13 protein-coding genes and 1 tRNA gene are annotated in these 14,329 nt (G+C 49.9%); 5 read left to right on the top strand and 9 right to left on the bottom strand.

The window, feature by feature from the left end; genetic code table 11:
- The first annotated feature begins 209 nt into the window (after positions 1 to 209).
- Positions 210 to 623 (top strand): DUF4032 domain-containing protein, encoded by a 414-nt coding sequence (locus SPIBUDDY_RS08755; protein WP_013607395.1) that lies wholly within the window; start codon positions 210 to 212, stop codon positions 621 to 623.
- Between the two features lie 115 nt (positions 624 to 738).
- On the opposite strand, the gene SPIBUDDY_RS08750 is transcribed toward SPIBUDDY_RS08755, so the two are convergent.
- The 7 genes from SPIBUDDY_RS08750 to SPIBUDDY_RS08720 all read right to left on the bottom strand — a co-directional run bounded on the left by SPIBUDDY_RS08750 (position 739) and on the right by SPIBUDDY_RS08720 (position 6,345).
- Entirely contained in the window at positions 739 to 2,214 is a 1,476-nt protein-coding gene (locus SPIBUDDY_RS08750; RefSeq protein ID WP_013607394.1) for a tripartite tricarboxylate transporter permease, read from the bottom strand.
- Positions 2,215 to 2,230: 16 nt separating this feature from the next.
- The gene (locus tag SPIBUDDY_RS08745) at positions 2,231 to 2,683 is read right to left on the bottom strand and encodes a tripartite tricarboxylate transporter TctB family protein (RefSeq protein ID WP_013607393.1); all 453 of its coding nucleotides are present in this window, start codon (positions 2,681 to 2,683) and stop codon (positions 2,231 to 2,233) included.
- Positions 2,684 to 2,747: 64 nt separating this feature from the next.
- On the bottom strand, positions 2,748 to 3,719 hold the full coding sequence (locus tag SPIBUDDY_RS08740) for a Bug family tripartite tricarboxylate transporter substrate binding protein (protein ID WP_013607392.1): 972 nt from the start codon (positions 3,717 to 3,719) through the stop codon (positions 2,748 to 2,750).
- A gap of 46 nt (positions 3,720 to 3,765) precedes the next feature.
- Entirely contained in the window at positions 3,766 to 4,401 is a 636-nt protein-coding gene (locus SPIBUDDY_RS08735) for a bifunctional 4-hydroxy-2-oxoglutarate aldolase/2-dehydro-3-deoxy-phosphogluconate aldolase (RefSeq protein WP_013607391.1), read from the bottom strand.
- Positions 4,398 to 5,351 (bottom strand): sugar kinase, encoded by a 954-nt coding sequence (locus SPIBUDDY_RS08730; RefSeq protein ID WP_013607390.1) that lies wholly within the window; start codon positions 5,349 to 5,351, stop codon positions 4,398 to 4,400. Before SPIBUDDY_RS08730 ends, SPIBUDDY_RS08735 begins: the two co-directional genes overlap by 4 nt.
- Complete coding sequence (locus SPIBUDDY_RS08725; protein WP_013607389.1) at positions 5,348 to 6,139, bottom strand: IclR family transcriptional regulator; 792 nt, start codon at positions 6,137 to 6,139, stop codon at positions 5,348 to 5,350. Before SPIBUDDY_RS08725 ends, SPIBUDDY_RS08730 begins: the two co-directional genes overlap by 4 nt.
- Before the next feature lie 133 nt (positions 6,140 to 6,272).
- Positions 6,273 to 6,345: transfer RNA gene (locus tag SPIBUDDY_RS08720), tRNA-Pro, on the bottom strand.
- 60 nt (positions 6,346 to 6,405) lie between these two features.
- Between SPIBUDDY_RS08720 and SPIBUDDY_RS08715 the strand changes: the two genes are divergently transcribed.
- Positions 6,406 to 7,050 carry an endonuclease III domain-containing protein gene (locus SPIBUDDY_RS08715; RefSeq protein WP_013607388.1) on the top strand — a complete coding sequence of 215 codons (645 nt, stop codon included), beginning with the start codon at positions 6,406 to 6,408 and terminating at the stop codon, positions 7,048 to 7,050.
- Here SPIBUDDY_RS08715 and SPIBUDDY_RS08710 read toward each other — a convergent pair.
- Complete coding sequence (locus SPIBUDDY_RS08710; RefSeq protein WP_013607387.1) at positions 6,995 to 7,441, bottom strand: hypothetical protein; 447 nt, start codon at positions 7,439 to 7,441, stop codon at positions 6,995 to 6,997. The two genes, SPIBUDDY_RS08715 and SPIBUDDY_RS08710, sit on opposite strands and share 56 nt — an antisense overlap.
- A gap of 234 nt (positions 7,442 to 7,675) precedes the next feature.
- On the opposite strand from SPIBUDDY_RS08710, the gene rpmB reads away from it, so the two are divergent.
- The 3 genes from rpmB (at position 7,676) to thrC (ending at position 11,698) form a co-directional block, all read left to right on the top strand.
- Positions 7,676 to 7,906 carry a 50S ribosomal protein L28 gene (gene rpmB, locus SPIBUDDY_RS08705; RefSeq protein ID WP_013607386.1) on the top strand — a complete coding sequence of 77 codons (231 nt, stop codon included), beginning with the start codon at positions 7,676 to 7,678 and terminating at the stop codon, positions 7,904 to 7,906.
- Between the two features lie 117 nt (positions 7,907 to 8,023).
- Complete coding sequence (gene thrA / locus SPIBUDDY_RS08700) at positions 8,024 to 10,420, top strand: bifunctional aspartate kinase/homoserine dehydrogenase I (protein ID WP_013607385.1); 2,397 nt, start codon at positions 8,024 to 8,026, stop codon at positions 10,418 to 10,420.
- 9 nt (positions 10,421 to 10,429) lie between these two features.
- Complete coding sequence (thrC, locus tag SPIBUDDY_RS08695) at positions 10,430 to 11,698, top strand: threonine synthase (protein ID WP_013607384.1); 1,269 nt, start codon at positions 10,430 to 10,432, stop codon at positions 11,696 to 11,698.
- Between the two features lie 52 nt (positions 11,699 to 11,750).
- Here thrC and SPIBUDDY_RS08690 read toward each other — a convergent pair whose 3' ends face one another.
- On the bottom strand, positions 11,751 to 14,318 hold the full coding sequence (locus SPIBUDDY_RS08690) for a hypothetical protein (RefSeq protein ID WP_013607383.1): 2,568 nt from the start codon (positions 14,316 to 14,318) through the stop codon (positions 11,751 to 11,753).
- Positions 14,319 to 14,329: the final 11 nt, after the last annotated feature.

Raw genomic sequence — 14,329 nt, 5'->3', positions numbered from 1 at the left:
CCCTTCTTCATAATCTGGAGGAGGGCATTTTTTGTACATCAAAACTGTAATATGAATATACAAACTGTATGATAGTATCTGGTTAAAGACTGAAATATCCAAATAGAGAGCGGCACAATACAAATATATTAGTCTTTTAGTACTTGCTATCAAATGCCATAAATCCTTACAATACCAGTGTAAACAGAGAAAAACAAAAGGAGCAAATCATGCAGAATAATGATTTACACAAAAAAGAAAGTATTGAATTCCTGATCAAGAACACCGATATGTTCCTTGATGCAGATTACGAGAAGCTTGCTTCTCAAATAGAAGGTCATCGCTACTTCTTAGGGAAGAACCTGCAAATGCCCATTACCTGGGATGAAGCAGTCTACTCTTGGATGAGCAACCTCTACGAACCCATCAGTCAGGTGATGGAAACTTGGACTACGCAGATGAGCTTCCCCGGAAAAAGGAAAGCAGACCTGTTCTTCGAAGTGTGTGACCATCTGTACTACCTCAGTGTAGCAAAACAGAGTGAAGTGAACGCATATGATGCAGTGCTTGATTATAACGCACAGTACGGAAAGACCCTCGGAAGGATCCTTGCCAAACTGATGTCCTTCAACCACGCAGCGTAAGAGATATATCTCCAGTTTATTTGTAACTCATAGGGTGGCGTTGCCACCTTATGTTGTTTATGGACACCAAAGGCCGCTTTTCTTGGAAGCGGCCTTTGTATAATCATTGCAGCACTTACGCTACGCGCTTTTTCTTCAATACATCGCCGACTACCGGTCCAAGCAACGTGATCAACGTCAAAATGACAAAGACCCATGCAATCGGGGAAGCAAAGAAGATGGAGTAGGAACCTTCGCTCATCAGTAAAGCCCGTCTATAGTTGGTTTCCGCCATCGGTCCGAGGATTAAGCCAAGCACGGCAGGGGAGACCGAGATATCGGCCTTCTGCATGAAGTAGCCAAGAATACCGAAGAAGAGCATGACACCCACATCGAAGAAGTTGGTGTTGATGGCATACGAGCCAACCACACAGAGAATGAAAATCATGGGTGTGAGGATTGCCTTCGGAACAGAGAGCACCTTCACAAACAACTTCAAGCTGGAAAGCCCCAGCACCAACATCGTAACATTTGCAACAAACATACCCAAGAATATTGAATAGACCAAGGTTGTATGTTCGGTGAACAAAAGAGGCCCCGGCTGCAACCCTTGTACCGTAAGGGCACCAATAAGGATTGCTGCAACTGCATCACCGGGAACACCCATGGTGAGCATAGGAATCAAGGCACCGCCGGTTACACCATTGTTGCCAGCCTCTGGAGCAGCAATACCCTCGGGTATACCGGTGCCGAAGCGTTCAGGATGTTTGGACATACGCTTTGCCTGTCCATAAGAAACAAACGCTCCGATTTCTGCCCCGGCTCCGGGAACAATGCCGATGATTGTGCCGATGACACCAGAAATGGGCGTGATTTTGAGAATCACTTTCCAGTCGCTCTTGCTCGGCCAAACTTTGGAAATTTTCTGGGTGACCTGGTCGGGAACAAAAATCTTCTCAACAGTTGAGAAAGCTTGACTCATCGCAAACAGACCGATCATAACTGGAATGAATGACATCCCGCTGAGCAGATTGATATTGTTGAATGTGAATCGGGGATAGCCGGTGATATTGTCGATCCCGATGAACGAGAGGCTGATACCCAAAGCACCGCACAGCACACCTTTTGCCAGACTGTTTCCTGAAATGGAGGCGATGATGGAAAGGCCGAAGACTGCAAGCAGAAAGAATTCGGGGGCGCTGAAGCGCAGAGCAAGCTTTGCAAGCTGCGGGGAGATCAACCACAAGGCCAAAACACTGACAACTCCTCCAATAAAGGAAGACACCGTAGAAATACCCAAAGCACGGCCACTTTCACCGCGCTTGGAAAATTCATACCCGTCCAAGACCGTGGCCGCGGCAGCCGGCGTTCCCGGAGTCCTGAGTAGGATTGCAGAAATGGATCCACCATAAATTGCGCCCACATAGACACCGATAAGCAACAGAATACCGGGAATAGCTTCCATACCGAAGGTAAGCGGTAGAACCAGGGCTACACCCATAGTTGCTGTAAGACCAGGAAGCGCTCCGATGCAAATGCCGGTAAAAACTCCCAAAATGATAAAAAGGAGTATCTGGAAGCTGAATACTGAGCTTAATACTTCTAGTAGCATGTTATTCCTCCCTTGCCTATATGAGCAAGCCAAAACGCATCGGCACATTGAGTACTGAACCGAAGAGCAAGAAGATGCCAATGGAAAACAACACACCAATCAAGATGCATTTCCACCAAGAACGTTTTCCAAACCATTTGATATACAGAGTAAGCATGATAGAGCTGGTAACGATGAATCCAATCAGGGGAAATGTTATTGCATAGACAATAAGCCCTGCCATGGTGATGTACACATTCAAGACGTTCTTGCTTTTCAGGTCGATTTCTGTATCCTTTTCCTTCGGCATACGGAGCGTCAGAAGGGCAAGAGTCAGTGCTGAGATAAGGATGAGACCGGCTATCAGGATGGGGAACATGCCGGGCCCGGGAACCCCATGATTACTGGGAGGATATCCCAAAGAGATGGCGATGATAACAATCGCAAAAGCGGCAAACACGCCGCTGACAATAAAATTGGCTTTTTTCATAGGTACGATTCCTTTGCGGGAAGGGTTACCACAGCACCAAGCGGTGCTGTGGTACGTAAATAGGTTACTGCTGCTTCAGTCCAAGCTCTGCGATCAGGGCCTTGAACATCTCATTGTCCGTAGCGAGTTTTTTGCCATAGGTTGCGCTGTCCAGTACATCAATGATGTTGTTGCTGCCGTTCATGAATTTCACGAAAGCATCGGACTTCGCTGCCTGGCTGAAAATGGAGTAAATCTTGTCGACGATCGGCTGAGGAGTGTCCTTGGGTACACCAAGCCCTCTCCAGGTACCGATAGCAACGTCGTATCCCAATTCCTTTGCGGTGGGAATGTTCGGGGTTGCTGCAATGCGCTCGGGAGCGAGAACTGCGAGCACCTTCAGATTACCGGCTGCTACCTGGCTTGCAACCTCTGCATAACTAACCGTTACTGCATCGATATGGCCGCCAAGCAAGCTGGTGATGGCAGGAGCTGCACCTTCAAACGGAATGTGGTTGAAAGAAACGCCGGCTGTCTTTCCAAGGCCTGCAGCTGCCAGGTGCCAAATTGCTCCGACACCGGAGTTACCGACACGCATGGTCTTGGTCTTTGCTGCATCCAAGAAATCTTTGAGTGTGTTGTACGGTGAGTTAGCCTGAACGGTTACAGCACTGTAAGCACTGTTGACCATCATGATCGGCTTGAACTGGTCATAGTACAGACCGGCACCGGTTCCGGTGTGCGGAAGGGTTACCAATTCAACGGTGATCATGGTAATGACACTACCATCGGCCTTTGCATTTGCACCATACGACATACCGACAGCACCACCGCCACCGGTTCTGTTCTCAACAGCAATGTTCTTCGGGAAGGATGCTTTTGCAGCATCTACCAGAGCACGAGCAACCAAGTCGGTTCCACCACCAGCAGAATAGGGAACAATTACCGAGACCGGTCCGCTGGGATAGGAGTCAGCTGTAGCTTCAGCAGTGCCTTGGGCAAATGCTGAACCAAGAACGAGAGACAGAAGCACCAACAAAACGAGGAGTTTCTTCATTTTCTCACCTCTTTCCTTTGTGAATATATTTCGCAAAACTACGAAATCAACGTTGATTGGCTTGCTCAATAAAGAGCTTAGCACGCTGTGTGATGGTCTCCCAAGCTTTTTGTTTGGAAAGCTCGGGATTTGCCAGATACGAGCCGACACCCACAGCAAAGGATCCGGCTTTCATGAATGCGGCAGTATTTTCAACAGAGACTCCTCCCACAGGAAGCAGTTTCATGCCATTGAATGGGCCGAGGAGGTCTTTAATATATTGAGGCCCTACACCGCCGGCGGGAAAAATCTTCAGCAAAGGAGCTCCACAGCGGTGGGCGCTATAGAGCTCAGTCGGGGTAAAAACACCAGGGACAGGAAGTACATCGTGGGAAAGGCAGTACTCGATAACCTTGATATCGAGCAGAGGGGAGAGCACGAACTGAGCCCCGGCTCTAATGCACTCTCGAGCCATGTTCACATCCAGTACCGTTCCAGCCCCTACCAAAAGGCTCTCATCCAAACGTGCCTTTTCAATGATTGCAAGTGACTGATTGGTGTTCATGGTCACTTCCAAGCAAGAGACTCCACCTTTCTTGAGTGCGGCAATCACGTTTGCCGCCGCTTCATATTCAATTCCCCTGATAATGGAAATTACTTTGCTGGTTCCAATGGTCTGCAATACAGTCTGTATGTGTGTCATCGTTCGATTTCCTTCTCATCCAACATCAAATCATCAAAGGCCTTGCGATCGGGTAAGCCTTCCACATCACCATAGCTGCTTACCGCCAACGCTCCCATCAGAGCACCCATCCTAGCGCAGTGCTGGATGGGGCTTCCCTCCAGGATTCCTGCAAGAAAACCCGCATTGAATGCATCGCCTGCCCCTATGGTATCCACTACCTTTACCGGATAGGGTGGGATATCGAAAATCCCTGTTGCATCGGCAACATAGGCCCCATCCCCACCACGCTTGATTCCTACGGCTTTAGCCCCTTTTTCCAGCAACAGGGAAGCAATACGGTGTCGGTCATTGCTGGCAAGCAGCAGTTCCCCTTCATCTTCTCCCATCAGAACAATGTCAGCCTGAACAATGAGCGGTGACAAGGTGCGCTTGGCCTCTGCTTCACTCCATAGCTTGCGACGGATATTCGGATCGAAACTGATAGGAATGCCTTCTTGTTTTGCAAACGAGAAGAGTTCATACACCACATCCCTGCAGGATGCGCTCAAAGCCGGAGTAATGCCTGAAAGGTGCAAAATCTTTGCTCCTTTCAGGTATTCCCAATCGAGGTCACGAACTTTCAGCGTACTGGCAGCCGATCCTTTCCTGTAATAGAAGACTTGGGAAGCCAAGTTTGCGGAGAATTGCTTGAACATAATACCTGAAGGCCCTTCGTCACTGACCAAAACATGGCTGGTATCGACACCCTCGGCGCGTAATTCACGAATGATGTACTGTCCGAACTCATCGGTGCCGACCTTGCTGACCCAGCTGGTGGGATGCCCAAGCTTGGAAAGCCCCACCGCTACGTTGCTCTCAGCCCCTGCAACCACTTTGCTAAACTGCTGGACATACCGAAGTTTGGTGTGTGCATTGGGTATAAATGCTACCAGACTCTCTCCGATGGTGATTACTTGGCTGCCCTTCATACTAACTCTCCACTATAGATCCAATGGTTGCGGTGCTCACTGATGATCTTTCGTATTTGTGCTTTCGCATCGAGCAAAAGCGTTTTAAACAAAGCTTCCCGCTCCTGGGTATATCTAAATTCAGGCACTGCAATGCTCATTCCCGCGAGTATTGCACCGTCCACATCAATGGCGGTTGCCACGCATTGAATACCGTCGGTCGACTCTCCGTTTTCATAGGAGAACCCTGTACGTCGTATTTCGGCAAGCTGTCCATTGAGTTCAGCAACAGTTTTAATTGTTTTTCCGGTCACAGGCTTAAGCGTGCCAGCCGGATAAAACTGTTCCATTTGTTCCTTGGAAAACTGACTGAGCAGTGCTTTGCCATATCCGGTACTATAGGCAGGCAGCTTATTGCCGGGGTTGGATATCACCCTGAACTGGGAGAAAAGGTCCATTTTCACCAAGTACAAAACATCCAGATCGGAAAGTACGCCGAAATAGAGTGTCTCGTTGGTTTTCTGATTGACCGAAAGCAGTACGCTCCTGATCTGCTCCAGAATATCGACATTATTGATGAATTTGTTGCCGTACACAAACAGACTCTCCCCGGCGTAGTACTGTTCTTCCCTATGGTTGTAGTTAAGGTATTTGCGTGCAGAGAGGGTGGTGACCAGCGGATGCAGACTGCTCTTGGGAATTTCAAGTCGACGGGCAATGTCGGCAAGGGTGATTCCTGTCGGATGTTCTGCAACCAATTCCAATATGTCAAGAATTCTCGCTGTGGTTCGGTGCGTAGATTCAGTCATATTTTCCCTTTAGAGTTCGTATATACGAACGGTGTTCGCTTATACGTATATGATACACCAAATCGGTAGATTGTAAAGAAAGTTTTCTCACTGAGCATGAAAAAAGGCAACCAAAACTGGTTGCCTTCATGAATCGGGGCGAAAGGACTCGAACCTTCGATATCCTGCTCCCAAAGCAGGTGCCCTAGCCACTGGGCTACGCCCCGAAACTTTCTGGAGTATACGCACTTGAGAAGCTAAGCGTCAAGGGGTACCATAGAAAGCCTATGAATAAGAAACAACGCATGCAAGAGATATTTTCAACCTTGGATACCCTGCTTCCCCAAACCATACAGTTTTTGGAACAACGCGATCCCTTCCGATTCCTCATCAGTGTCATTCTTTCGGCACAAACAACCGACAGGATTGTGAATGTTGTCGCCAAGGAGTTGTTTGCCAAGTACCCGGACAAGCAAACCCTTGCCCAAGCTTCGTCAGAGGATGTTGAAAGCATTATTTACCCCACCGGATACTATCGCAACAAGGCTAAGCACATTATCGCCTGCTCCGAGGCCCTCTTGGATTGCGACCTGCCCGATACCATGGAAGAATTGGTCAAGCTTCCCGGGGTAGGGCGCAAAACAGCCAGTTGTGTGCTGGGAGACATCTACGGTAAATGCGCAATTATAGTAGATACTCACTTCTCTCGGGTGGTGAACCGCTTGGGCTTGGTCGATACCAAGGACCCGGAGAAGGTGGAAAAACAGATAGCTGTTCTTTTGGATGACCCCAAGCAGTACCGCTTCTCAATGACGGCCAATCTTTTTGGCAGGACAGTGTGCCATGCCAAGAAACCGGAGTGTGAGAACTGTCCGCTCAGCTCTCTTTGCCCGAGTCGAGATGCCTTTCTGAAAGCACGTTCCAAAGGGTGAGATCCTCTGTTCTCTCAACCGTGAGCATTGCAAGGCTGACACTGTTGATGGTAAAACTCTGGATAGGAACCGATACCTGCTCAGACCCGAGATAGATGCCCGAAATTGGGTAATCGGTGGCGAGCTCGTTGCGCAACGGGGCCAAAACCTCTCTCTCTAGAGGAAGAAAGAGTTGGCCTTCTTCGAAATGAAGGGTTCCGTCAATTAAAATTGGAAGCTGGGGACAGGATACGAACGGCACACTCGAAGAGGGGTCGCAAGGTCCAAGGATGATACAAGGCTCGAGACAGCAAAAGCAGCTCTGTCCGCTTTTTTCGAACAACAGAGTCCTGATTTTGATTAACTTGGTTCTTAGGTCGTTACCCAACCTGAGGATATAATAGCTCTCCATACACTAAGGATAGCTAAGCTGACAAAGCTCGGCAAGGGAAAAAATAGAAAAGATGTACCCTTTCTCTTTACACAAAAGCCGTTATCTGGTAATTTGGCTAAGGTTGAAGTCTCCAATGCGATAACCTTGTGGAACTGCTCACGGACAAGAGGTTGCCCGTACAAGGATAGCCGTGACTTTAACAGGCCTCGGTTCGGCCAAATAACGAATTATTTTGACAAGGTGGATATAGCTATGGCTCGTAGATGTGAGATTTGCGGAAAAGGAACGGTAGCCGGAAACAGTGTTCCGAGAAAAGGTCAGGCCAAGAAGCATGGTGGTGTCGGTCAGCACATTGGCGTAACCACGAAGCGCGTATTCCGCCCCAATCTCGTAACGATCAAGACTTTGATCAATGGTACTCCTCGCACCATTAAGATTTGCACTCGTTGCCTGAGAAGCGGAAAGGTCGAGAAGCTCGTATAACAGCTTTTGTTACACTATCTCGATCGACAGAGAGCCCACTACTGGGCTCTTTTTGTATATTTTGGCGACGCGTTTGTTCAGTGAGTTGTTCATTATCTTGAAATGGGGGTAGTTGCTATGAGCAGTATTCGTGTACATGCAGTAGAGAGCGCCAACCTAGTCTCTAAAGATGGTTGTGAGAAGATTTTACGTATTTTCAAATCGGCAAAGGAGACTCATCAGGTCTTCGTGCTGGCACCGCTTAGGGATACGGAGTTTGAGCTTTCCAGCCTCCTGCTCTCGGCAAAAGGGCGCGATGAGCGGCTCTGGTCGCTTCAGGAGCAACGGTTCTCCAGCTGGACGATGTTGGTTGAAACCATACTATCCGTCCCCTCGGGTAAAAAAGTGCTGGAACGCATCAAGCAGGGGTTTGCAGACATAGAAGACATACTTCGTTCTGTATGGTTGGTGGAGGAAGTCTCCAGTGGTGTACAGCGCTATCTTGAGAAGCTCTGCGACAGCTGGATAGCTGATCTGCTCTGTCACTACGCGACTACCAGCGGAATCACAGCCGACATGGCTGAGTACGGTGCTGTTTCATCCATCGCTCCCCAAACATATCAAATGCTCTTCGTATATGGCCAGCTTCCCCAAGCAGAGGGCTCTTTCTTGCGTGATGGCAGAAGTGAATATGCAGCCTCACACCTTGCCGGGGTACTGGGTGCACAGGGGGTGACATTCTGGAACAACACTTCGCTGTTGAAGAATGCAGACAGCAATGAGGTTCCTTCCGCTTTGGTAATCCGTTCGCTTTCCTATTCAGAAGCCACCGAACTTTCCTTCTTTGGTGCTCCGGTAATCCATCCGCAAGCCTTGCTGCCGGCGATCAACAAATCCATCAACGTACAACTTCGTTGGTGGGGGCAGGAGGATGAAGAGGGTACCAGTATCAGCAAGGATGGTGAGGGTGAGCAACTCAATAGGGTGAAGGGTTTTTCCATCATCCATGACATAGCCCTGATCAACGTCGAAGGTGCAGGCATGAGCGGTGTGATCGGTATTGCCAGCCGCCTGTTCAGTGCCATGCGCAAAGCCTCCATATCGGTAGTCTTGATCAGCCAGGCAAGCAGTGAATACTCAATCTGCTTTGCCGTACCTGAAAGTCAAATGGAGAATGCCTGCTCTGTCGCAAAAGATGCCTTCGCCCACGAAATGAACGAACATCTGATCCAGAGCATCGAAGGGGAGCCTGGTTTGGCCATCCTCGCAGCTGTAGGCAAACAAATGACCGGCCAAGCCGGAATTGCCGGCAAGTTTTTCTCATCGCTGGGCAGGGCCGGCGTCAACGTGATAGCCATCGCCCAAGGCTCAAGCGAAACCAACATCAGTGCGGTAATCAAAGGCAGTGATTCCAAAAAGGCCCTTAGGGCCCTGCATGCCCGTTTTTTCCTCTCCAAGCAGGCCCTTTCGGTCGGCCTGATCGGACCTGGGAACATCGGCAGCACCCTGCTTGAGCAAATTGCCTCTGAAAGCCATCGGCTGAAAGAACAATTCGGTGTTGATATTCATATTCGCGGTATTGCCAATTCCAAGAAAATGATGCTCGATCAGGACGGAATCGATCCGAGCCACTGGAAAGAACGCTTCGAAACAGAAGCCGTTCCCTTGGACCTCGAGCTGTTCACCCGGCACATAGGGGCGACCTATTTTCCCCATTCGCTTCTGATCGATTGTACCACCAGCAGTCTTCTGGCCCAGCAGTACGACAGTTGGCTTGAGATGGGTATTCACGTCATTACCCCGAACAAGAAGGCCGGTACCGCCCCGATGGCCTATTACAACAAGCTCTTTGACACTTGTCTGAGAACCGGCCGTCGGTTTCTGTACGAGACCACGGTAGGGGCGGGACTGCCGGTGATCTGCACCCTGAAGGACCTGGTCCAGACCGGTGATCGGATTCACCGCATCGAAGGTATCGTCAGCGGGACCTTGGCTTGGCTTTTCTCCACCTACGATGGGACGGTTCCGTTCAGCACCCTGGTTCGGAAGGCCAAGGAAATGGGATATACGGAACCCGATCCTCGTGACGACCTATCAGGAATGGATGTCGGACGCAAGACCGTCATCCTCGCACGAGAGATGGGCTATGAGGTTGAATTTGAGGATATTCCCATCCAAAGCATGGTTCCCGATGGCATGGCTTCGCTTTCCATCGAGGCCTTTATGCAGAATTTGGAAGCGTTGGATCTTTCTATTGAACAAGCATATCGTACAGCTGCTCTGAAGCAGGAAAAACTTCGCTATGTCGGTATTGTTGATGAACAGGGCTCTTGCAGCGCAACGCTTGCGAGCTTCGGGGTGGACCATCCCTTTGCCCAGACCAGTGGAACCGACAATGTCATTTGTTTTACCACCGACCGGTACCTAACCCAGCCGTTGGTGATCAAGGGGCCTGGGGCAGGGCGGGAAGTTACTGCCGGTGGTGTATTCTCCGATATGCTGCGTCTTGCAGCATATCTCGGTGCAAGAATTTAGGAGGTAGGAATGAAGTTTGTATCAACACGCGGTAAAGAGCCGGCAGTCACTGCCAGTGAAGCCATTATGCAAGGACTGGCCCCGGATGGGGGCCTGTATGTTCCCCAATCGTTTCCTGCCCTGACGCATCTTGCAATCCATGAGATATCCAGCTACCCCGAACTTGCGTTCGAAGTTCTCGCACCCTTTTTTGAAGATGATCCACTGAAGGATGACCTTGCAGAAATCTGCATGGATGCCTTCAATTTTCCCGTTCCCTTGGTTACGCTTCGGGACCAGGAGACGGTTCTTGAACTTTTCCACGGCCCTACGGCAGCGTTCAAGGATTTCGGGGCCCGCTTCCTTGCAGCATGCATGGAGCGCATGCTTACCAAAGAGCAACGCAAGCTCACTATCCTGGTTGCCACCAGCGGTGATACCGGAGGGGCGGTAGCCGCAGCGTTTGCCGGTCGTAAAGGCATTGACGTGAAGGTATTGTATCCCAAGGGCCGGGTGAGCGGACGCCAACAGCAACAACTTACCTGCTGGGGTGGGAATATTCAGGCGTATGAGGTTGACGGATCCTTCGATGACTGCCAGAAAATGGTCAAGGATGCCTTCATGGATTCGGAACTCTCCCAGCAATGGGGACTCTCCAGTGCCAATTCCATCAATCTGGGGCGGCTCCTTCCCCAGAGTGTGTACTACGTGTTTGCTTCCCATCTCTATACCCAGGCGTTCGGCAAAAAACCGATCTTCATTATTCCCAGCGGCAACGTCGGCAACAGCTGTGCAGCTTTCTGGGCTTTGACGATGGGAGCTCCCATCGAGCAGATTGTTCTTTCGGTGAATGAGAATAAAACCATTCCCGACTTCCTAAGTAGCGGAACCTACCAGACACGAGCTTCGGTGCAAACCTTGGCAAATGCCATGGATGTAGGGGCCCCGAGCAATATGGAACGTCTTTTCAACCTCTATCCGAATACCGATACCCTCAGAAGCATGATCAGCGCCTATGCCGTAAACGACCAAACGATTGAAGCCACGATCAAGGAGGTCTATGAGGAGCTTGGGTATATTCTTTGCCCTCATACGGCTACAGGAGAAAGGGTCAGACGGGACCATTTTGCAGGCAAGCCCACCATTGTGGTTTCTACCGCCCACCCGGCCAAGTTTGAGCAAGTGGTCGAGCCATTGATCAAACAGACCGTTGAGGTTCCTGAGAATCTGGCCAAGTTGCTTATGAAGCCTTCCAGCTTCAAGGCGATCGGCACTGATTACAGGCAGTTGTTCAACTAACATGAAACAGGGCAGCGAACGCTGCCCTGTTTGCCAATCCAAGTACTCCAATCTATTTGCTGAAAACTCCCTTGACGGTCAGCGTTGAGGTGATTGCATCGTCGTTGTTGTCCAGCAGGGAATCATAGAAACTCACATCGAGATTGGATGAAAGGGTAATCAGGCCAAGACGTTTTTCCAGTGCAAAGGAACCGGTGACCTTGTAGGCCTCAAGTGATGCCCTGAAGGCTTGGTCGAATGAAGCGGTGAAACTGATAGTATCGAAGAACGTTTCCTTTATACCGAACTTGGCATCATAGCCAAAGGCAGTGATGGAGTTTGCTTCCGTGCTCCAAGCATGATCGAACCCCAGTGAGAGTGTATAGCGGCTGAAGTTTACACTGCCCGAGAGAGCATAACTCAACTCAAAGAAGGAAGTGCCATCCTTGACGCCGTCAACGGTAAGCTGGGTGACATAGGAATCTTTGGTCTTCGCACCAAAATTCGTAGTCACCGTGCCCATTTTATACCGGGCGCTGCGCCATCTCAATTCCCCTGTATGGGTGAGGGTCACATCGCTCTCCGTCGAGGTTCTGATTGCCGTAGCAACAGTAGCATCGGCGGCATCCTTCGCCAAAGCCTCAGCATTGGTCGTTTCCCATGCAAAGGTGTAATCGAAGCCAAGGGTTCCCAGCAGCTTATGCTGCGGGGTGTCCACTCCAGCTTGTGCGGTATGCACGATATGGGAGATGTCGTTGGCGGTAGGAGTCGAACTCGGGGCAAGATCGGGTTTGATCAGGGCAATGATATCGTTGAAAAGAATATCGGCGATGTTGTCCATCTTGAAGGAGTAGCCGCCACGGAACGAAAAATCTCCGGCTTTCTTTTCCACCGTAGAGCCAAAGGTGAATTCATCGGTTGCCACCGAGGAACCCAAGCTCTTGTAGGTTGCATCGGTCTTACGCACCCATGCCAGCAAGCCAAGATTCGGCACCTTCACATCCAAGCCGTAGCTGATGCCCCACAGGTCCTTGTCGATGATACCCGAGACCAACCCGTTGGAGGGGAGGAAGTAGTCGAGAATCGGGAAGATTGCATGCACCTTGTCCAAATACCCTACATAGGTGCTGAGATCAGGTCCTCCTTGTCCTTCCAAATCGGTTGCCAATTGGTTCACATCCACAATGGTGCTTGCATTCTCGTTGTACAGGCTTAATGAGAACGAGGCATCCACACTGAAATGCTTGTTCCAATGCCCGGTGGAGAGACCGAAGAGCATGTTCTGGTCGGGCAGCACACTGCCAAGGTCGTACAATGTTCCAATATCCGATGTTGCCCCGCTTTGCTTGAGGTCGGTATATCGGCCTTGCAGTGAGCTGATGAAGGAGAGGTTTGTCTGTAAATACCAAGCTTTCTTGACCTTTATGGCAAACTGGAAGCCGAAAAAGTTCTGCGGCCAAGCCACTTGATAGAGACCCAGATCAGTAAGACCCTTGCTGACTTTCAATTCCAAGAAGCTCAAGTCGAGACCGATCGAGGTACCCCTGAAACCCATTTCATTGATGGTCTCTTTCTGGAATGTTGTTTTCTGGTCACCGAACTGGTAGGTCAGGGCAGGACCGAAGAACGAGACCTTTACCAGAAACTGATTGTCATTGTCGAACTTCCTGGCGACCTCACCCGTATAGTCAAACTCATTGGCGAAATCAATCGGGTTATACAGATTGAGAATGTTCTGCAAATCGGCCTGCAAGGTATTGGGATACGCTTCAGTAATGTCGAAAAGTGAAACAGTATCCTTCAATGTTCCCAATACTTGCAACCCTACCGGGCCTGCCTTGAGATAGGCATCACCACCGACTTCGTAGGTGAGGTTGAGCTGATGGTCCAAATCTGAAAAAAGTGTTTCCAAGTCGCTGGCGTTGGCACTTTTTCCCATTCCAAGGATGTACTCGAGCTCCACATTCGTCCTGTATCCGGCAGTGGCCTGGAACATCGGGGCTTTCTCTGCTTGGACAGTGAAACGAATCTCCTCGGTGGCAGTATTGCCGTAACGGTCGGTCATGGTAATGTTCGCTATACTCTCTGTCTGATTGGTTGGAGTAACCAAGAATGAGAGATATTGGTTGAAAACGCCGCTGCGCGTTGCCTCCTGTCCATCGAGGGTTACGGTGAAACTGCTCAGTGCACTCTCATCGATTACTTCAAAGATTACCACTTGTTCCTTGCCGAGCGCCAAATCTGCACTCTTGGGAGAAACCAGTTTCAGCTTCGGGGCTGTGGTGTCCTTGATCAATCGGGCTTTCTGCTCACCGATCTGGGGAGTTCTGAATACAGTTCCATCCGTATTCTGCATGACTGCGAAATAGACCAGCTCTTCCTCAGTCAGATACGTGTACGGAATGTTGGCCACCCACATGCCCCGCTCTTCGGTGAATTCACTGTACAGCGGATCGCGTGCGCCGGTCTGATAGAAGAAGAAGCGTGCCTCCTTGATGGTCCCCTCAGCTTTTGAGGGGGTGAGTGTAACCTTGAGGTTCTGATACGCAGGTACCGCATTCTTAACATCGACTTCCAGGGCATAGAGGAGGAAGGTTGTCAGTACAAGTACTATAACAAGTAGGGTGTGTTTGTATTTCATGTTCTTCCTCC

Origin of the sequence: Sphaerochaeta globosa str. Buddy (assembly GCF_000190435.1) — a bacterium.
Taxonomy (GTDB): domain Bacteria; phylum Spirochaetota; class Spirochaetia; order Sphaerochaetales; family Sphaerochaetaceae; genus Sphaerochaeta; species Sphaerochaeta globosa.
This window is presented reverse-complemented; position numbering and strand designations above follow the sequence as displayed.